We start from the raw sequence: 19,393 nt of genomic DNA, 5'->3' as shown, positions 1-19,393 counted from the left end.
CATCGCTTTGTACGGTGTAGGCCCGCTGCTTTCGCGGCCCCACTCCTCGGCGTCGTCACGGCCGGCGGTATGGATGTTGCTGTCGCTGGCGTAGCGGTTTGTCTCGGGTAGGCCGGCGATCTCGCTGGCGGAGAGCTGCGCGCCCGGGAAGGTCTGCGTCAGCGAGCAGGGGCGCGGCAAACCGTGCAGCGATCTCAGTTCGGTTTTCGACAGCTTGGCTGTAGTCGTTGCGCAGACGGACGGTGACCTTGGCGTTATCGTGCTGGACGAAGGGGGGGCGACAGCCGAGTGCTGTCGCCATTTTTCAAGGTTGTACGATAACGCTGGGTTTCAGAGCGGTTCGACCTTGAGGATCACGCCATCCTGGCCGGTTACTCGTACGCTGCTGCCGGCAGGCAGGTCCGGCCCGCTGACCAGCCACAGGCTGTCGCCGGCCTTGATCTTGCCGCGCCCGCCGACGATGGCCTCGTGCAGCACGAAGCTGCGGCCGATCAGCTCGCTGCCGCGGTTGTTCAGCCCGGGTACGTCGGAGAGCTTGCTGGCGCTGCGCTGGCGTTGCCACCAGAACACCGCGGTGAGTACCGAGAGCAGGGCGAAGACCAGGAACTGCCAGGCCCAGGGCAACTCCGGGAACAGGTAGGTGAGCACGCCGACGCCGGCGGCGGCCATGCCGATCCACAGCAGGTAGCCACCGGCGCCGAACACTTCGAGGATCAGCAGAACGGCGGCGAAGGCCAGCCAGTCCCAGAACGACAGGTGCTGCAGGTACTCGATCATGCTTGCTGGCCATCCTTGCCGAAGGTGGCCTTGACGATTTCGCCGATACCGCCGACCGCGCCGATCACCTGGCTGGCCTCCAGCGGCATCAGGATTACCTTACTGTTGTCGGCGCTGGCCAGCTCGCCCAGTGCCTCGATGTACTTCTGCGCGACGAAGTAGTTGACCGCCTGCACGTTACCGGCGGCGATGGCCTCGGAGACCATGCGTGTGGCCTCGGCTTCCGCCTGTGCTGCGCGCTCGCGTGCCTCGGCTTCGAGGAAGGCGGCTTGGCGCTGGCCTTCGGCCTTGAGGATATCGCCCTGCTTCTGCCCTTCGGCGGTGAGGATGGCGGCGGCGCGCAGGCCCTCGGCTTCGAGGATCTGCGCACGCTTGATGCGCTCGGCCTTCATCTGCCCGGACATGGCGGCCATCAGGTCGGCGGGTGGGCTGATGTCCTTGATCTCGATGCGGGTGATCTTGATGCCCCAGGGCGCTGTGGCCTCATCCACGGTGCGCAGCAGGCGCTCGTTGATGGCATCGCGCTGGCCGAGCATGGCGTCCAGCTCCATGGAACCGAGCACGGTGCGGATATTGGTCATCACCAGGTTGCGGATGGCGTGTTCGAGGTTGTTGACCTCGTAGGCCGCCTGCGCCGAGTTGATGATCTGGAAGAAGCAGATGGCGTCGATTTGTACCGTGGCGTTGTCGGCGGTAATGACCTCCTGGGGCGGGATATCCAGCACGTTTTCCATCACGTTGAGCTTGCGCCCGATGCGGTCCATCACCGGCACGATGATGTTGAGGCCCGGCTTGAGGGTGGTGGTGTAGCGGCCGAAACGCTCCACCGTCCACTGGTAGCCCTGCGGCACCACCTTGAAGCCCATGAACACGATGGCCACGGCGAGGCCGACGAAGACGAAGATGAATCCACCTATTTCCATTGCACTAACTCCTGTGGGCGCCTGGCCTGGCCAGGCATCTGTTGTATGTCGTCAGGGGGCCGTGGCCAGGGCAGCGATCAGCGCCGGGTCGCGGTTGTAGATGTCCGGCAGGTAGCGCAGGCCGCCGCCGGCGTCGGCTTCCACCGTCCAGTAGGCGATCAGCAGCGGCGCCGGTTGCGGCAGTCGGTAGGTCTGGGTTTTGCCCGTGGCGATGCGGGCTTGCACGGTGGCCAGGTCATCGGGCGCCAGCAGCCAGGCGAGCAGGTTGTCCACCGCCTCGACACGCACGCAGCCGGAGCTGAAAACCCGTGGCGACTTGTCGAACAGGGCCTGGCTGGGGGTGTCGTGCAGGTACACCGAGAAGGGGTTGTTGAAGCGCAGTGCCACGCGTCCCAGCGGGTTGCGGCTGCCGGACGCCTGGCGCAACAGGATGGCGCCGGGGCGATCCCAGTCGATTTGCTCCGGGTCGAGGCGATTGCCGGCGCGGTCGTACACGCTCATCTCGTGCTGGTCGAGGTAGCCGATATCGGCGCGAATGGCGGGCAGCTTGTCCTCGCGCAGGATGGTCGGCGGCACGGTCCAGGTCGGGTTGAGGGTCAGGCGCTCGATGCGGGCCGCCAGCAGCGGCGTCTCGCGCTCCGGGCGGCCGACCTGGGTGCGGGTACGCCAGGCCTCGGTACCGTCCTCGATGACGCGCAACTCGGCGCCGGCGACATTGATCAGCACCCTGGCCTGCGCCAGGTCGTCGGCCAACCGCCGCAGGCGCTCCAGGTTGGCACGCAGTTGCTCGCGGCGGGTCAGGGCGTCGACGTTCAGTTCACCGAGGCTGGCGGGGCCGAGGATGCCGTCCGGCTTGAGGCCGTGGCGTTCCTGGAAACTCTGCAGGGCGGCCACGGTGGCAGGGTCGAAGCGGCTGTCGGCCTCGGCGGGCAGCTCCGTCAGGTAGCCTTCGGCGGCCAGGCGGCTGCGCAGCAGAGGGACGCGTTCGTCGGCACCATCGGGCTTCAGCAGGCGCCCCGCGGGCAGCGGTTGCCACTGTGCCGGTGGTTGCAGGCGCGCCGCGGCATAGGCCGTGCGCAGCAGGCTGTACTGGGTGAGTTGCGGGCGGGCGGCGGCAAAGGCACCGGCGATATCGGTTTGCGCATTGGCGATGGAGAGTACGGCCAGCCGGGGATCGGCGCGCACGTCCTCGGCGGCATGCCAGACCGCTTCCTGGCGGGTCGGCGGCAGGCGGCCACGGCGCAGGTGCAGCAATGCCTGCAGGTAGCTGTGGCTGGCCTGCAGCTCGGCGCAGTCGTCCTCGGCGTCACTGAGGGGGTAGTCGGCGGGATTGAGGCCGTCGTCGGCCAGTTGCGCCAGCTGCTCACTCAACTGGTGGCGCTGGGCAGGGTCGCGCCAGGCAGGCTGGCCGTTGCGCAACTGATAGAAGTCGCTCAGCAACTGGCGCGTGGAATCGTCTAGGCTGCTTTCTAGAGGCGCGCACAATGGTGCAGGCGGCGCCTGTAGCGGGAGCTGGTCGACCGGCACCTCGATGGCGTGAGCGACCAGCGGTAAGGTGAGCAAGACAATGCTCGGGTAGGATGCACATTTTTTGAACAAAATACTGCTCCAATCCATGGCTCAGTGCGCGCGCGATAGCGGGCGCCACAACACCAACAAGTATAGGTGGGTCGAGGTCGGATTTAGTGACAGGACGTCCGGGGCACATGCTTTTTAGAGGTAGTAATTGCATGTTTGGACGACTGGGCCTGCTCTGTCTGGCAGGAATGTGGCTGTGTGCCGCGCCGCTGATGGCGGCAACTTCGCAGAATGATTCCCTGGTCAAGGACCTCTCCCAGGTGGCTTCGGGCCTCAACCCTCAAGCCCTGAGCGATGCGGTGGCGGCCATGCAGTGCGCGGTCAACCACGGCGCCCAGCCGGCGCGCCGCCTGGCCGTAATCGACTATTCGCAGCCTTCCACCGCGAAGCGTCTGTGGATCTTCGACCTGCAAACCAAGCGCCTGCTGCTGCGCGACTATGTGGCTCATGGGCGCCTGTCCGGCGAGAACTTCGCCAGCCAGTTCTCCAATCGCCTGGGCAGCTTCCAGACCAGCCTGGGCCTGTATCGCACTGCCGAAAGCTACCGTGGCAAACACGGCTATTCCCTGCGCATGGACGGCCTGGAGCCGGGTCTGAATGACCTGGCCCGCGAGCGCGCCATCGTCATCCACGGTGCCAGCTATGTGAACCCCAGCCTGGTGCGCAGCCAGGGCCGCATCGGTCGGAGCCTGGGCTGTCCGGCGGTGCGCCCGGAAGTGGCGCGCATGGTGGTGGACAAGCTCAAGGGCGGGCAATTCCTGCTCGCCTGGCACTCCGACCCACGCTGGTTGAGCCGTTCGGCGCTGCTGGCCTGCAAGTCGCCGCGCCTGGCCCAGACCACTCAGCGCCTGCTCGCCAAGAAGAGTTGAGAGCAGGGGCGGCTGCACCCCCGTCGCTACTTCTGCTCGCTCTGCGGGGTGACCCGCAACACTTCCTCGATGGTGCTCAGGCCGGCGGCAACCTTCTGCGCGCCGGACAGGCGCAGGCTGCGCATGCCGTCCTTGAACGCCGCGCGGCGCAGGGCGATGAGGTCGGTGTCGGCGGTGATCAACGGTTTGATTGCGTCGTTCAGCAGCATGATCTCGTAGACCCCGGCACGGCCGCGGTAGCCGGTGTCGCGGCACTCCAGGCAACCCACGGCACGGTGTGCCTGGGTTGGCAGTGGCGAGCTCCAGGGTTTGGTCAGGCTCTGCCAGTCCGCCTCTTCGAGCTCCACCGGTGCCTTGCAGTGCGGGCACAGGGTGCGCACCAGGCGCTGGGCCATCACGCCCAGCACGGTGGCCCGGAGCAGGTAGTGCGGCACGCCCAGTTCGAGCAGGCGGCTGATGGCACTGGGCGCATCGTTGGTGTGCAGGGTGGACAGTACCAGATGGCCGGTGAGCGCCGCCTGGATGGCCATCTCAGCGGTCTCCAGGTCGCGGATTTCGCCGACCATGATGATGTCCGGGTCCTGGCGCATCAGTGCGCGCACGCCGCTGGCGAAGGTCAGGTCGATGTTGTGCTGCACCTGCATCTGGTTGAAGGCCGGCTCGATCATCTCGATCGGGTCTTCGATGGTGCAGACGTTCACTTCCTCGGTCGCCAGCTGCTTGAGCGTGGTGTACAGGGTGGTGGTCTTGCCGGAGCCGGTCGGGCCGGTGACCAGGATGATGCCGTTGGGCTGGCTGGTCATGCTCTCCCAGCGGCGCAGGTCGTCCGGCGAGAAGCCGAGCTGGTCGAAAGTCTTGAGCAGCACTTCCGGGTCGAAGATACGCATCACCATCTTCTCGCCGAAGGCGGTGGGCAGGGTCGACAGGCGCAGCTCGACCTCGCCGCCGTCCGGGGTCTTGGTCTTGATGCGGCCGTCCTGCGGTTTGCGCTTCTCCGCCACGTTCATGCGGCCGAGGCTTTTCAGGCGGCTGACCACGGCCATGGTCACCTGCGGCGGGAACTGGTAGACGTTGTGCAGTACGCCGTCGATGCGGAAGCGCACGGTGCCGGCCTCGCGGCGCGGCTCGATATGAATGTCGCTGGCGCGTTGCTGGTAGGCGTACTGGAACAGCCAGTCGACGATATTGACGATATGCGCGTCGTTGGCGTCCGGCTCCTGGTCCTGGGCGCCGAGGCTGAGCAGTTGCTCGAAGTTGCCGACGCCGCTGGTCTTCTGGTCCACGGCGGTGGCGCCGCTGACCGAGCGGGCCAGGCGGTAGAACTCGGTGGTGAAGCGCTGCAGGTCGGCCGGGTTGACCACCACGCGCTTGATCGGGCGCTTGAGGACGTGGGTCAGGTTGGCTTCCCAGCCGTGCACGTAGGGCTGTGTGCTGGCGATGGTCACCGCCTCGCTGTCCACCGCCACGGCCAGGATCTTGTGGCGTTGTGCAAAGGCGTAGGACATCAGCGGGGTGACCGCCGCCACGTCGATCTTCAGCGGGTCGATGCGCAGGTAGGGCTGGCCGGACTGGTTGGCCAGCCATACGGTGAGGCCTTCCAGATCGTGTTTCTTGCCCGGGCGCTGCAGGTCGTCCAGTTGCTGCGCGGCGAGGAACTCCAGCGGGTGCATCTGTGCGTTGGCCGAGGCGCGACGCAGCACCATGCACTGTTCCGCGCTTTCCTGGGAGACCCGGCCCTGGGCGACCAGGTCGCGGAGGATGTCGTTGAGATCGAGCCAGCGATCCTGGGTCGGCGAGGCGAGGGTGGACATGGAGCTCCCTTTGTTCTGATGACGGGGTGAGCAGCTTATTTCAGCAGCAGCTTCCAGGGTTTGAGCGTTGCCACAGTATGGGCTTGTGCCACGCGCGCGGCCAACACCTCGGGACTCAGCGGCTGCTGGGCCAGTTCGTGCAGCTTGCACATTTCCCCATACAGGCGGTCGACCTCCGGTACCTCCTCCAGGACCTGTCGCGCCAGGTGCAGCCAGACCTGAATGCGCTCGATGCGTGGCAGCTGCTCGGCGAGGTCCTCCGGCTGCTGCTGGTAGCGCTTGAGCTGCAGGGCGGCACCTTCTTCGGCGAGCAGGTGCGGCAGCCAGTTGCCCAGCACGGCAGCGCCCTGGCGATTGCCGCGGGCATTGCGCTCGACCGTCCAGCTGCGTGCCAGCAACCAGCGCGAGAGGTTCAGCGAGAACAGGCCCCAGCGAATGCCCTGCAGCTCGGCGGCGAACAGCGCCGGTGCGTTCTGCCGCAGATCGTCGTTGTCCTGGCCGGCCAGCAGGCGCGGGCGCCAGTCGTCCAGCAGCGCATCCAGAGCTCCGCGCAGTGCATGGCTGGAGGCGCGCGGTGCGGCCTGGCCGAGGCTGCTGAGCAGGGCGCGCAGTTCCACCAGCTTTTCCAGCCATTGGCTGAGCAGCTTCCAGTGGCCGTTGAAGCGGTATTGTTCGGCCAGGCGCTGGCTGCTGCCGAGCAGGTGCCAGGCCAGGGCGCAGAAGGCATCATCCAGGCTCTGCTCGGCGTGCAGTTGCGGCGCCGGCAGGCTCAGGTTGTAGCTGGCGGCGTCGAACAGACGGTAGCCGCGCTCGGCCTTGCTGATGTCGCAGGGCATCAGCGGCAGGTCGGCGGCCAGTTCGGCGGCCAGCTCCAGCAGGGCCGCGGGCTCGCCCTCGCGCAACTCCAGCTCCAGCTCGCAGATTTCTTCTTCGCCTTCGCCGGCGACCACCTTGCCCAGGTCCAGGGCTGCCTCGATCACGGTCTTGGCCTTGCCGCGGCCCCAGGCGATTTCCGCCTTCTCGCGCACGAAGTCGGTGGTGAACAGTGGCTTGAGCTGCTTCTTGTCCAGCTCGGCCAGGCTGGCCGGCCAGCACTCGTCGGTGAGTTTCTTGGTGTCCAGCTTGGCCTTGCTCAGGTGCCAGTCCCACTCGTTGCGCTCGGACAGCCCGGCCACGCTCTGGCCGCGGCTCTTCAGGGTCTGGATCACCTGCTCGCCGTCGCGGCGCAGGCGCAGCGCCACGCGGGCCTGGGCCAGGTCGCGGTCAAGGGTGTCGAAATACTGGTTGAACAGCTCGTGGGAGGACCAGCCGGACTTGTTGCGCTTCTTCAGCAGCGGGTGTTCGCGCAGGGCGGCGAGGGTCTCGCGACTGGCGCGCAGCTTGATTTCGGTTTCTTTGTTCATGGCGGCGCCTATGATGAAAAGTGTTGCTGTCCGATGTGTCGCATTGGCCGGCGAGCAAAGCCCACCTATAATTGCGGCCTTTTTCCAGCAGGTACTTCCCTAAATGCCAACCAATCCCTTCGTCAGCCTGTTCGGTCGTTCGCCGATCGGCCCCATGCAACAGCACATCGCCAAGGCGCATGAGTGTGCTGCCAATCTGGTGCCGTTCTTCGAGGCAGTGATGGCACAGGACTGGGCAGAAGTTGCTCGGGTACAGCAGGAAATGGTGCGTCTGGAAAAGGAAGCCGACAAGCTCAAGAAGAGCGTACGCCTGAACCTGCCCAAAAGCCTGTTCCTGCCGGTGCCGCGCTCGGACTTGCTCGAGCTGCTCAGTGTACAGGACAAAGTGGCCAATAAAGCCAAGGACATCGCCGGGCTCATGCTCGGTCGCGAAATGGCCATCCCTGCTGGCCTGCAACCGCTGATCCGCGCCTTCGTGCAGCGCACTGTCGACGCCAGCGCCCAGGCGCTGAAGGCGATGAACGAGCTGGACGAACTGCTGGAGACCGGCTTCGGTGGCCGTGAAGCCAAGCTGGTGGAAAACCTGGTGGAGGAACTGGACGGTATCGAGGACGACACCGACCGTTTGCAGATCGAGGTGCGTCGCGCCCTGTTCAAGCTGGAGAAGGAAATGCCTCCGGTGGACGTGATGTTCCTCTACCAGATCATCGACTGGGTCGGCGATGTCGCCGACCGTGCCCAGCGCGTGGGCAACCGTCTGGAACAACTGCTGGCGCGCTAAGCGCCAGTGTCCTTCTGGGATAACAGGTAAAACTATTTATGTCTCTTATTGCGGATTACGGCTTCGTACTCCTGGTACTCGCCTGCCTGTTCGGCTTCTTCATGGCCTGGGGCGTTGGCGCCAACGACGTGGCCAACGCCATGGGTACCTCGGTCGGCTCGCGGGCCCTGACCATCAAGCAGGCGATTTTCATCGCCATGATCTTCGAGTTCTGCGGTGCCTACCTGGCCGGCGGCCAGGTCACCGAGACGATCAAGAACGGCATCGTCGATGCCAGTGTCATCACGCCTGACCTGATGGTGCTGGGCATGCTCTCGGCCCTGCTGGCCGCCGGCACCTGGCTGCTGGTCGCCTCCCTCAAAGGCTGGCCCGTCTCCACCACCCACTCCATCGTCGGCGCGGTGATCGGCTTCGCCGCCGTCGGCGTGTCGTCGGATGCGGTGCATTGGGAAGCCATCGGTCCGATCGTCGCCAGCTGGGTGGTGTCGCCGGTGCTGTCCGGCCTGGTCGCCTTCGGCCTGTTCATGAGCGTGCAGGCGTTGATCATCAACACCGACAGCCCGTTCAAGAACGCCAAGCGCTTCGTGCCGCTGTACATGTTCCTGACCGGTTTCATGGTCTCGATCATGACCCTGTCCAAGGGGCTCAAGCACATCGGTCTGAACCTCTCCGGCCAGGAGAGCATCCTGCTGTCGCTGGGCGTTGGCGCCCTGGTGATGCTCCTCGGGGTCGTCATCCTCAGTCGCATCAAGGTGGATGTCGAGGCTGACAAGGCCTTCCACTTCGCCAGCGTCGAGCGCGTGTTCGCCGTGCTGATGATCTTCACCGCCTGCTCCATGGCCTTCGCCCACGGCGCCAACGACGTGGCCAATGCGGTCGGCCCGCTGGCCGCCATCGTTGGCGTGATCGAGTCCAACGGCGCTGCCGCGATTGCCGCCAAGTCCGCCGTGCCGGGCTGGGTGCTGCTGCTCGGTGCCGTGGGCATCGTCATCGGCCTGGCCACCTACGGCTACAAGGTGATCGCCACCATCGGCAAGGAAATCACCGAGCTGACCCCCAGCCGTGGCTTTGCCGCCGAGCTGGCCACCGCCTCCACCGTGGTTGGCGCCTCGGCCATCGGCCTGCCGGTGTCCACCACCCATACCCTGGTCGGCGCCGTGCTGGGTATCGGTATCGCCCGCGGTATCGGCGCGCTGAACCTGGGCGTGATCGGCTCGATCTTCATGTCCTGGCTCATCACCTTGCCGGTCGGTGCCGGCCTGTCGATCCTGTTCTTTTTCATCCTGCGCGGCGTCTTCCTCTAAAGACCCTGCCCGCGCACGGTTTATTCCACGGCGCCGATGCCCCTATGATGGGGCATCGTCCGTGGAGACCGCCGATGTCGCTTCCCTCCCTCAAAGAGCAACTCGCTGCGCTGATTGCCGCACCTTCGGTGAGCTGTACCCAGCCGCGTTGGGATCAGTCCAACCGTGCCGTGATCGAGCTGCTGGCTACCTGGCTCGGCGACCTCGGCTTCGCCTGCGAAATCCAGGAAGTGGCGCCGGGCAAGGCCAACCTGCTGGCCGTCTACGGTAGCGGGCCGGGCGGCCTGGTGCTGGCCGGGCATAGCGACACCGTGCCCTTCGATGCCGCCCTGTGGCACAGCGACCCGCTCAAACTGACCGAGCAGGGCGACCGCTGGGTGGGCCTCGGCGTATGCGACATGAAGGGTTTCTTCCCGCTGATCATCGAAGCGGTGCGCGGGCTGCTCGACCAGCCGTTCAAGCAGCCGCTGCTGGTGCTGGCCACCTGCGACGAGGAAAGCTCGATGTCCGGCGCCCGTGCTCTGGCCGAGGCTGGCCGGCCGCTGGGGCGGGCCGCGGTGATCGGCGAACCGACCGGCCTCAAGCCGATCCGCCTGCACAAAGGCATCATGATGGAGCGCATCGATATCCTCGGGCAGAGCGGGCACAGTTCCGACCCGACGCTCGGGCACAGCGCCCTGGAGGCCATGCAGGACGTGCTCGGCGAGCTGCGGGCCCTGCGCGCGCAGTGGCAGCGTGAGTTCAGCAATCCTCAGTTCACGGTGCCTACGCCAACGCTGAACCTCGGCTGCATCCATGGCGGCGACAACCCCAATCGCATCTGTGGCCAGTGCGCGCTGGAGTTCGACCTGCGCCCGCTGCCAGGCATGGACCCGGAGCAACTGCGCGCGATCATTCGCGGCAAGCTGCAGCCGTTGGCCGAGCAGCATCAGGTGCGCATCGACTATATGCCGCTGTTCCCCAGCGTGGCGCCCTTCGAGCAGGCCGCCGACAGCGAGCTGGTGCGTCTGGCCGAGCGCCTCAGCGGGCATGCGGCGCAGTCGGTGGCATTTGCCACCGAAGCGCCTTATCTTCAGCAGCTCGGTTGCGAGACCATAGTCCTCGGCCCCGGCGACATCGCCTGCGCTCACCAGCCCGGGGAGTTTCTCGAGCTGGCGCGCATCGACCCGACGGTGCAGCTGTTGCGCCAGCTGATCCAGCACTACTGCCTGTAACCCTGCCGTGCCATGAAGGAGTTCCTGATGTTGCGACGACGCTAGGCCGACCCTTTCTCCCCAGGCGGGAGGCTCACCATCGTTCGTCCTTTGCTCGACAGGCTTGTTCATGCACGACTACGTCAACTGGCTTCGCCACGCTTCGCCCTACATCAACGCCCACCGCGACTGCACCTTCGTGGTCATGCTGCCCGGCGAGGGTGTGGAACACCCGAATTTCGGCAATATCGTCCATGACCTGGTGCTGCTGCACAGCCTCGGCGTGCGCCTGGTGCTGGTGCACGGTTCGCGCCCGCAGATTGAGGCGCGCCTGGCCGAGCGCGGCCTGACGCCGCGTTTCCACCGCGACTTGCGCATCACCGACGGTCCGACCCTGGATTGCGTGATCGACGCGGTCGGCAGCCTGCGCATCGCTATCGAAGCCAGGTTGTCGATGGATATGGCCGCCTCGCCTATGCAGGGGTCGCGTCTGCGCGTCAGCGGTGGCAACTTCGTCACTGCGCGGCCGATCGGCGTGCTCGACGGCATCGATTACCACCACACCGGCGAAGTGCGCCGGGTCGACCGCAAGGGCATCGGTCGCCTGCTCGACGAGCGCAGCATCGTGCTGCTGTCGTCGCTCGGCTATTCGCCCACCGGCGAGATTTTCAACCTGGCTTGCGAGGATGTCGCCACCCGCGCCGCCATCGACCTGCAGGCCGACAAGCTGCTGCTGTTCAGCCCCGAGCGCGGCCTGCTCGACGAGAACGGCAAGCTGGTGCGTGAGCTGCGTCCGCAGCAGGTGCCGGCACACCTGGCGCGGCTCGGCAGCTGCTACCCGGCCGAGCTGCTGGACGCCGCCGCCCAGGCTTGCCGCGGCGGGGTCAAGCGCAGCCATATCGTCAGCTACATGGACAACGGCGCGCTGCTCACCGAGCTGTTCACCCGCGATGGCGGCGGTACCCTGGTCGACCAGGAGCAGTTCGAGTCGCTGCGCGAGGCGACCATCGAGGATGTCGGCGGCCTGATCGAGCTGATCACCCCGCTGGAGGATCAGGGCATTCTGGTGCGGCGTTCGCGCGAGGTGCTGGAGCGCGAGATCGAGCAGTTCAGCATCGTCGAGCGCGACGGTCTGATCATCGCCTGCGCCGCGCTGTACCGCCTGGCCGACTCGGATGCCGGCGAGCTGGCCTGCCTGGCGGTCAACCCCGACTACCGCCACGGCGGGCGTGGCGACGAACTGCTCGAACGCATCGAGGAGCGTGCCCGCGCACTGGGCCTGAAGACGCTGTACGTGCTCACCACCCGCACCGCCCACTGGTTCCGTGAACGCGGCTTCGAGCCCAGCGCCGTGGAGCGCCTGCCGGCCTCGCGCGCCTCGCTGTACAACTACCAGCGCAACTCGAAGATCTTCGAGAAGGCGCTCTAGGCTGGGCGCGCAGGGTCAGCTACGTGGGAGCGACTTCAGTCGCGATGGTGTTGGGTTTATCGCGGCTGAAGCGGAGTGCCGCCCAGCCGCTCCCACAGGGCTGCCTTCTGGGCAGTGAGTAATGAAAAGGGCCGCATCTGCGGCCCTTTTTTATGCGTTCGGTATTCAGGCGCTGCGTCGCTGATGCAGCTTGAACTGCTCGTTGCCGTCATCCCAGCCAGCCTCCCAGGCGGCCGCCTGTACCTCGGCCGGGTATGGCTGCTGGCGCTGCGGCTGGCCGGTGAGGCCGGCCATGTAGCCTTGCTGGTAGGCCTTGTTCAGGCTGTCCAGGCTCCAGTCGTGGTTGTCGGTTTCGGGCGTCATGGCGTTTGCCAATGCGGGTTTCCCCACAGGCTAGCCTGCGCCGGCCGCCGTGGCTGACCGCTGGTCAGGGGCGAACGGTCGAAGTGGCGGTTTTGTGACGGACTGCCGCTGAACGGCGGCTCCGTCACTCAGGTTGTTGATCCTAAACGCCTATGCCAAGAATGCTGGCCTGGTAGGCGGCGACGAAGCTGTCGAAGTCTTCCTGTGGCAGCTGCTCCAGTTCGGCCTGTTCGATCAGCGAGGCGCGGGCCATGGCGGCGAACTGCTCCTGCTCCCCGGTACTCAGCGGCTGGCTGCGGAAGGTTGCGGCATGCAGTTTGCTCTGGCGCAGGGCGAACTCGCGGAAGGTCTCGGCATTGCCGCGCAGGTCGGCCAGCAGGCGGGCCGAGGGCGTCAGTGACGGGTCTTCGACCTTGCGCCGCTGCAGGTGCAGGGCGGTCTGGTAGGCATCGCCGCCATGGGCCTGATCGAGCAGGGCGGCGATGGGTGCGAAGGCATCCAGCAGCTCGCCGGCCCAGGTACGCAGCTCGACCTGCCGGCCGTCGCGTTGCAGGTGCAGGCCCGGGCGACGGCCTTCCTTGACCGTTTTGAGGAAGTTGTCGGTGCAGGCGTGGCACTCGCCACTGGCCAGCAGCGGGCTGGCCTGCAGGGCGCAGAACAGGATGAATGCATCGAGGAAGCGCGCCTGATCGAGGTCGAGCCCCAGTGGCAGGTAGGGGTTGATGTCCAGGCAACGCACTTCCACGTACTGCACGCCACGGCTGCTCAGGGCCTGAATCGGCCGCTCGCCGGAGTAGGTGACGCGTTTCGGGCGAATGCTCGAGTAGTACTCGTTCTCGATCTGGATGATGTTGGTGTTGAGTTGCAACCACTGGCCGTTGGCGTCCTTGGTGCCGATCTCGGCATAGGGGGCGTAGGGCGTGGCAACGGCAGAGCGCAGGCTGTCGATGTAACTGGCCAGGTCGTTGTAGCAGGGCGTCAGGCCGGACTGGGCGCTGCTCTGATAACCCAGGTCGCTCATGCGCAGGCTGGTGGCATACGGCAGATACAGGGTGTCGGCATCGAGCTGTTGCAAGTGGTGCGGGCGGCCGCGCAGGAAGCTGGCGTCCAGCGCCGGCGAGGCGCCGAACAGGTACATCAGCAACCAGCTGTAACGGCGGAAGTTGCGGATCAGCGAGATATAGGCGGCCGACTGGTAATCCTGGGGGCTGCCGGTTTCGCCGTCGAGTTGCTGCAGCAGCGGCCAGAGTGCTTCGGGCAGGCTGAAGTTGTAGTGGATACCGGCGATGCACTGCATGGTCTTGCCGTAACGCAGGGCCAGGCCGCGGCGGTAAACGTACTTCAGGCGGCCGATATTCGAGCTACCGTAGCGGGCGATGGGGATGTCCGCCTCGTCCGGCAGCAGGCCGGGCATCGATGGGCTCCACAGGTATTCGCCGTCCAGCTGGCTGGCGGCGAAGCGGTGGATGCGCTCCAGGTCGGCCAGGGTCGCGGCCGGGTCGGGCTCGGCCGGGGTGATGAACTCCAGCAGGGCCTCGGAATAATCGGTGGTGATCTGCCCGTGGGTCAGGGCCGAGCCCAGTGCGCGCGGGTGCTCGCTCTGTGCCAGGGCGCCATGGGTGTCGACGCGCAGGGTCTCGCGCTCGATACCGTGCAGGCACTGAGTCAGCAGGGGCAGGTGGGCAGTGTCGCCGAGCAAGGCCAGGCGGCGGGAAAGGAGATCGCTCAAGATTCTTGTTCCTTCACTCGACGGTCGCCCCTATATGGGGGTGGGGACGTCGCTCTACAAGTCGAACCAAGGAAGAGGGTGGAAGGCGAGAATGCGCCGACAGGGGAGGTCGGCGCAATCCTCGCAAGCGACGGAATGTTGCGCTATTTGCAGATGAAGGTGGCCTGGGCGCTGGCCACCAGCTTGTCGCCCTGGCTGGCGCGGGCCTCGATCACGTGCACCTTGCGCCCGGCGTTGATGACCTTGGCAATGCACACCACCTCGCCGTCTTCGACGGCGCGGATGTAGTTGATCTTGCATTCCAGGGTCATGCTGCCGGCTTCGCCGCCGAACAGGCTGTGGCTGGCCTGGCCGAGGGCGGTGTCGAGCAGCGAGAACAGCGCGCCACCGTGCATGCGCCCGTGCAGGTTGAGCATCTGCTCCTGCATGGTCATGCGCAGCTCGGCCTCGCCGTTTTCGGCGCGCAGGATGCGGATGCCGAGCAGGCGGCTGAAGTTGCTGTCCTTGCCCACCGGGGACTGGTCGCTCATGGCTTATTTCCTCAGTTGTTTGGCGTTGGCGAACAGCGAGGCCATCGCGGCGTTGGTCGGGGCCGGCTTGTCCTGGCTGGAGTGGCGCTCGCTGCGCGGCTGGTTGCCGCCACGGTTCTGGCCATTGCCGCGCCCGCCGCGCGGGCCATCGACCTTCTCGCCGGGGGTGTCGCTCATGCGCATGGTCAGGCCGACGCGGTTGCGCGGGATGTCCACTTCCATGACCTTGACCTTGACGATATCGCCGGCCTTGACCACTTCGTACGGGTCTTTGACGAACTTCTCCGACAGCGCCGAGATATGCACCAGGCCATCCTGGTGTACGCCGATGTCGACGAAGGCGCCGAAGTTGGTGACGTTGGTCACCACGCCCTCCAGCACCATGCCCGGCTGCAGATCCTTGAGGCTTTCCACGCCGTCCTGGAACTCGGCGGTCTTGAACTCCGGGCGCGGGTCGCGGCCGGGTTTGTCCAGTTCCTTGAGGATGTCGGTGACGGTCGGCAGGCCGAAGCTCTCATCGGTAAAGCGCTTGGGGTCGAGGCTGCGCAGGAAGCTGGAGTCGCCGAGCAGCGAGCGGATGTCGCGGCCAGTGTCCTGGGCGATGCGCTGCACCAGCGGGTAGGTCTCCGGGTGCACGGCGGAGGCGTCCAGCGGGTTTTCGCCGTTCATCACGCGCAGGAAGCCGGCGGCCTGCTCGAAGGTCTTCTCGCCCAGGCGCGGCACCTTCTTCAGGTCGGCGCGGGAGGTGAAGGCGCCATTGGCGTCGCGGAACTGCACGATGTTCTGCGCCAGGGTGCTGTTCAGGCCGGAGATGCGCGCCAGCAAGGCGACCGAGGCGGTGTTCACATCCACGCCGACGGCGTTCACGCAGTCCTCGACCACCGCATCCAGCGAGCGGGCCAGCTTGAGCTGCGACACATCGTGCTGGTACTGGCCGACACCGATGGATTTCGGGTCGATCTTCACCAGTTCGGCCAGCGGGTCCTGCAGGCGGCGGGCAATGGAGACGGCGCCGCGCAGCGACACGTCCATGTCCGGGAATTCCTTGGCGGCCAGCTCGGACGCCGAGTACACCGAGGCGCCGGCCTCGGAGACCATGACCTTGGTCAGCTTCAGGCCGGGTACGGCCTTGATCAGGTCGGCGGCCAGCTTGTCGGTCTCGCGGCTGGCGGTGCCGTTGCCGATGGAGATCAGGTCCACCGCATGCTTGGCGCAGAGCTTGGCGAGGATCGCCAGGGTGCCATCCCAGTCGTTGCGCGGGGCGTGCGGGTACACGGTGGCGGTTTCCAGCACCTTGCCGGTGGCGTCGACCACGGCCACCTTGCAGCCGGTGCGCAGGCCGGGGTCCAGCGCCAGGGTGGCGCGCGGGCCGGCCGGGGCGGCCAGCAGCAGGTCGTGCAGGTTGCGGGCGAACACGTTGATCGCCTCGTCCTCGGCCTTCTCGCGCAGCTCGCCGAGCAGGTCGGTTTCCAGGTGGGTGTAGAGCTTGACCTTCCAGGTCCAGCGCACCACTTCGCCCAACCACTTGTCGGCGGCGCGGCCGCGCTGCTCCACGCCGAAGCGCTCGGCGATCATCAGCTCGCACGGGTGCATGGTGCCCGGGGCTTCTTCGCCGACCTTGAGGCTGGCGCCGAGGATGCCTTCGTTACGCCCGCGGAAGATCGCCAGGGCGCGGTGCGAGGGCACGTTCTTCAGCGGCTCGTCGTGCTCGAAGTAGTCGCTGAACTTGGCGCCTTCGACTTCCTTGCCAGCCACCAGGCGGGCGCTGAGGGTGGCTTCGTTCTTCAGGAAGGAGCGCAGCTTGTCGAGCAGGCTGGCGTCCTCGGCGAAGCCCTCCATGAGGATGTACTTGGCGCCTTCGAGCACGGCCTTGACGTCGGCAAAGCCCTTCTCGGCGTCGACGAAGCGCGCAGCCTCGTTCTCCGGGTTCAGCTCGGGGTTGCCGAACAGCGCGTCGGCCAGCTCGCCGAGGCCGGCTTCCAGAGCGATCTGGCCCTTGGTGCGGCGCTTCTGCTTGTACGGCAAATACAAGTCTTCGAGACGGGTCTTGGTGTCGGCCTCGTTGATTTCGCGGGTCAGTTCGGGGGTCAGCTTGCCCTGCTCCTCGATGCTGGCGAGGATGGAGGCGCGGCGCTCGTCCAGCTCGCGCAGGTAGCGCAGGCGCTCTTCCAGGTTGCGCAGCTGGGTGTCGTCCAGGCTGCCGGTCACTTCCTTGCGGTAGCGGGCGATGAAGGGCACGGTGGAGCCCTCGTCGAGCAGCGCCACAGCGGCGGCGACCTGTTGCGGGAGGACGCCGAGCTCGGCGGCGATACGCTTGTTGATGCTGTCCATGAAAACTACCTGCAGCGAAACGGGAGCCGGCGTGGCCGACGCGAAAGCGCCGCATTATAAACACCGCATTCCGCCGTCGGCGGGAACTCCATCGGGAAAAATCTGCTAACAATGGCTGACACGGTGAGACGCGGCCTTCGGCCATAATGCCGCCACTGTTTAAGGGGAGATTGCATGAGCACTGCCGTTGCGCCGGAAGGCGAAAAGATTCTGATCGTCGATGACGACCCCGGCCTGCGCCGCCTGCTGGAGCGTTTCCTCAGCGAGCAGGGCTACCGTGTGCGCGCCGTGGAGAACGTCGAGCAGATGGACCGCCTGCTGGCTCGCGAGCTGTTCCAGCTGCTGGTGCTGGATCTGATGCTGCCGGGCGAGGACGGCCTGTCCGCCTGCCGTCGCCTGCGTGAGGCGAACAACCAGATGCCAATCATCATGCTCACCGCCAAGGGCGACGAGGCCAGCCGCATCCAGGGCCTGGAGGGCGGCGCCGACGACTACCTGGCCAAACCGTTCAACCCGCGCGAACTGCTGGCGCGGATCAAGGCCGTGCTGCGTCGCCAGGCGCCGGTGGTACCGGGCGCCCCGGCCAGCGAGGACGAAACCGTCAGTTTCGGTGACTACCAGCTGTCCCTGGCCACCCGCGAGCTGCGCAAGGGTGAAGAGCTGCATATGCTCACCACCGGCGAGTTTGCCGTGCTCAAGGCGCTGGTGCAGCACGCCCGCGAGCCACTGACCCGGGACAAGTTGATGAACCTGGCGCGTGGCCGCGAGTGGGACGCCCTGGAGCGCTCCATCGACGTGCAGATCAGTCGCCTGCGCCGCCTGATCGAGCCGGACCCGTCCAAGCCGCGCTATATCCAGACGGTCTGGGGCGTGGGCTATGTCTTCGTGCCGGATGGCAACAAGTAACGATCCACAGGATCTGCCGCGGGCAGGAGCGAGGGGCGCTGCGTCATCTGCTCGCGAGGCATTGTGCACCGCCCGGTTCGCGAGCAGAGCTCGCTCCTACGGAATTTCTAAGCCCTGATGAAAACCCCGCTCTGGTTCCCGCAAAGCTTCTTCGCTCGCACTCTCTGGCTGGTGCTGGTGGTCGTGTTGTTCTCCAAGGCACTGACCCTGGTCTACCTGATGATGAACGAGGACATGCTGGTCGACCGGCAATATAGCCACGGCGCGGCCTTGACCCTGCGCGCCTACTGGGCGGCCGATCCCGAGGATCGCGCGCATATCGCCGAGGCGGCGACCCTGACCCGCGTGCCGCGCGAGCAGGTGCCGGCCACCGAGCAGCACTGGCCCTATTCGGAAATCTTCCAGCGTCAGATGCAGGCCGAGCTGGGCCCGGACACCGAGGTACGGGTGCGCGTGCAGAGCCCACCGGCGCTCTGGGTACATGCCCCGAGCCTGGGCGAGGACTGGCTCAAGGTGCCGCTCTACCCTTACCCGCTGCGCGGGCAGCGGATCTGGAGCGTACTCGGCTGGTTCCTCGGCATCGGCCTGTTGTCCACCGCGGCGGCCTGGATCTTCGTGCGCCAGCTCAGCGCTCCGCTCAAGCGTCTGGTGTTCGCTGCCCGCCAGTTTGGCCAGGGGCGCAGCGTGCGCCTGCCGGTCAGCGATACGCCGAGCGAGATGACCGAGGTATACCGTGCCTTCAACCAGATGGCCGAGGACGTCGAACAGGCCGCCCGTGAGCGCGAGCTGATGCTGGCCGGGGTGTCGCACGACCTGCGCACGCCGCTGACTCGCCTGCGCCTGTCGCTGGAGATGCTCGGCGGCGATGCCGAGATGAGCGAGGACATGGTTCGCGACATCGAGCACATGGACACCATCCTCGATCAGTTCCTCGCCTTCATCCGCGACGGCCGCGACGAACAGCCCGAGCCGACCCTGCTCGACGAGCTGGTGCGCGAAACGGTGGCCCCCTACAACCAGCAGGAAGAGCGGGTGCGGATGTGGCTCGAACAGGTGCCGGCCTTTCCGCTGCGCCGGGTGTCGCTCAAGCGCCTGCTGGTCAATTTGCTCGATAACGCCCTGCGCTACGGCGGGCAGAACGTCGAGGTGGTGACCAATATCGCCGGCGACGAGAGCGCGCCCTACGTGGTGCTCAGCGTGCTTGATCGTGGTCCGGGTATCGCCCCGGAGGAAATGGACGAGATCTTCAATCCCTTCATCCGCGGCGACCGTGCCCGTGGCGGCAAAGGCACCGGGCTGGGTCTGGCCATCGTCAAGCGTATCGCCGCCCTGCACGGCGGCAGCGTGGAACTGCGCAACCGCTCCGGTGGCGGGCTGGAGGCACGTATCTGCCTGCCGTTGGGACTGCTGCTGCCGCGTCACGCCTGCTGAGCCGCGCCTGGCGGCGCTGATCTATGCTGCTCAGG

General features: G+C 66.3%; 16 protein-coding genes. 7 read left to right on the top strand and 9 right to left on the bottom strand.

Annotated elements, in window-relative coordinates; translation table 11 throughout:
* Positions 1–330: 330 nt before the first annotated feature.
* Genes AYB31_RS01265 through AYB31_RS01255 form a run of 3 tightly spaced genes read right to left on the bottom strand, consistent with a single transcriptional unit; the run spans position 331 to position 3,263 of the window.
* The gene (locus AYB31_RS01265) at positions 331–777 is read right to left on the bottom strand and encodes an NfeD family protein (protein WP_068824990.1); all 447 of its coding nucleotides are present in this window, start codon (positions 775–777) and stop codon (positions 331–333) included.
* Positions 774–1,700, bottom strand: a complete 927-nt coding sequence (locus AYB31_RS01260) for an SPFH domain-containing protein (protein WP_068824988.1) — start codon at positions 1,698–1,700, stop codon at positions 774–776. Before AYB31_RS01260 ends, AYB31_RS01265 begins: the two co-directional genes overlap by 4 nt.
* A 51-nt stretch (positions 1,701–1,751) precedes the next feature.
* The gene (locus AYB31_RS01255; protein ID WP_330219996.1) at positions 1,752–3,263 is read right to left on the bottom strand and encodes a L,D-transpeptidase family protein; all 1,512 of its coding nucleotides are present in this window, start codon (positions 3,261–3,263) and stop codon (positions 1,752–1,754) included.
* Positions 3,264–3,430: 167 nt separating this feature from the next.
* Here AYB31_RS01255 and AYB31_RS01250 point away from each other — a divergent pair, with 167 nt between their 5' ends.
* Entirely contained in the window at positions 3,431–4,147 is a 717-nt protein-coding gene (locus AYB31_RS01250; protein WP_068824984.1) for a murein L,D-transpeptidase catalytic domain family protein, read from the top strand.
* 26 nt (positions 4,148–4,173) lie between these two features.
* On the opposite strand, the gene AYB31_RS01245 is transcribed toward AYB31_RS01250, so the two are convergent.
* The gene (locus AYB31_RS01245) at positions 4,174–5,958 is read right to left on the bottom strand and encodes a GspE/PulE family protein (protein ID WP_068824982.1); all 1,785 of its coding nucleotides are present in this window, start codon (positions 5,956–5,958) and stop codon (positions 4,174–4,176) included.
* Positions 5,959–5,993: 35 nt separating this feature from the next.
* Positions 5,994–7,361, bottom strand: coding sequence for a CYTH domain-containing protein (locus AYB31_RS01240; RefSeq protein WP_068824980.1), 1,368 nt, complete (start codon positions 7,359–7,361; stop codon positions 5,994–5,996).
* 103 nt (positions 7,362–7,464) lie between these two features.
* On the opposite strand from AYB31_RS01240, the gene AYB31_RS01235 reads away from it, so the two are divergent.
* From AYB31_RS01235 to argA, 4 genes are all read left to right on the top strand, one after another.
* Positions 7,465–8,142 carry a TIGR00153 family protein gene (locus AYB31_RS01235; RefSeq protein ID WP_068824978.1) on the top strand — a complete coding sequence of 226 codons (678 nt, stop codon included), beginning with the start codon at positions 7,465–7,467 and terminating at the stop codon, positions 8,140–8,142.
* A 38-nt stretch (positions 8,143–8,180) separates the two neighbouring features.
* Entirely contained in the window at positions 8,181–9,446 is a 1,266-nt protein-coding gene (locus AYB31_RS01230; protein WP_068824976.1) for an inorganic phosphate transporter, read from the top strand.
* 74 nt (positions 9,447–9,520) lie between these two features.
* On the top strand, positions 9,521–10,660 hold the full coding sequence (gene argE, locus AYB31_RS01225) for an acetylornithine deacetylase (RefSeq protein WP_068824974.1): 1,140 nt from the start codon (positions 9,521–9,523) through the stop codon (positions 10,658–10,660).
* A 109-nt stretch (positions 10,661–10,769) separates the two neighbouring features.
* The gene (gene argA / locus AYB31_RS01220; RefSeq protein ID WP_068824972.1) at positions 10,770–12,068 is read left to right on the top strand and encodes an amino-acid N-acetyltransferase; all 1,299 of its coding nucleotides are present in this window, start codon (positions 10,770–10,772) and stop codon (positions 12,066–12,068) included.
* Between the two features lie 165 nt (positions 12,069–12,233).
* Here argA and rmf read toward each other — a convergent pair whose 3' ends face one another.
* The 4 genes from rmf to AYB31_RS01200 all read right to left on the bottom strand — a co-directional run bounded on the left by rmf (position 12,234) and on the right by AYB31_RS01200 (position 17,021).
* Positions 12,234–12,431: a ribosome modulation factor gene (gene rmf, locus AYB31_RS01215; RefSeq protein ID WP_068824970.1), complete on the bottom strand. Its 198-nt coding sequence runs from the start codon at positions 12,429–12,431 to the stop codon at positions 12,234–12,236.
* A gap of 142 nt (positions 12,432–12,573) precedes the next feature.
* Entirely contained in the window at positions 12,574–14,160 is a 1,587-nt protein-coding gene (gene gshA, locus AYB31_RS01210; RefSeq protein WP_068824968.1) for a glutamate--cysteine ligase, read from the bottom strand.
* A gap of 143 nt (positions 14,161–14,303) precedes the next feature.
* Entirely contained in the window at positions 14,304–14,690 is a 387-nt protein-coding gene (locus AYB31_RS01205) for a PaaI family thioesterase (RefSeq protein WP_068824966.1), read from the bottom strand.
* Between the two features lie 3 nt (positions 14,691–14,693).
* The gene (locus tag AYB31_RS01200) at positions 14,694–17,021 is read right to left on the bottom strand and encodes a Tex family protein (protein WP_068824963.1); all 2,328 of its coding nucleotides are present in this window, start codon (positions 17,019–17,021) and stop codon (positions 14,694–14,696) included.
* Between the two features lie 174 nt (positions 17,022–17,195).
* On the opposite strand from AYB31_RS01200, the gene ompR reads away from it, so the two are divergent.
* A complete protein-coding gene (gene ompR / locus AYB31_RS01195) occupies positions 17,196–17,927 on the top strand; it encodes an osmolarity response regulator transcription factor OmpR (protein ID WP_068824961.1) in 732 nt (243 codons plus the stop codon).
* A 117-nt stretch (positions 17,928–18,044) separates the two neighbouring features.
* Entirely contained in the window at positions 18,045–19,358 is a 1,314-nt protein-coding gene (locus AYB31_RS01190) for an ATP-binding protein (protein WP_068824959.1), read from the top strand.
* Positions 19,359–19,393: the final 35 nt, after the last annotated feature.

The organism is Pseudomonas sp. BMS12, from assembly GCF_001592875.1.
Lineage (GTDB): Bacteria > Pseudomonadota > Gammaproteobacteria > Pseudomonadales > Pseudomonadaceae > Aquipseudomonas.
This window is presented reverse-complemented; position numbering and strand designations above follow the sequence as displayed.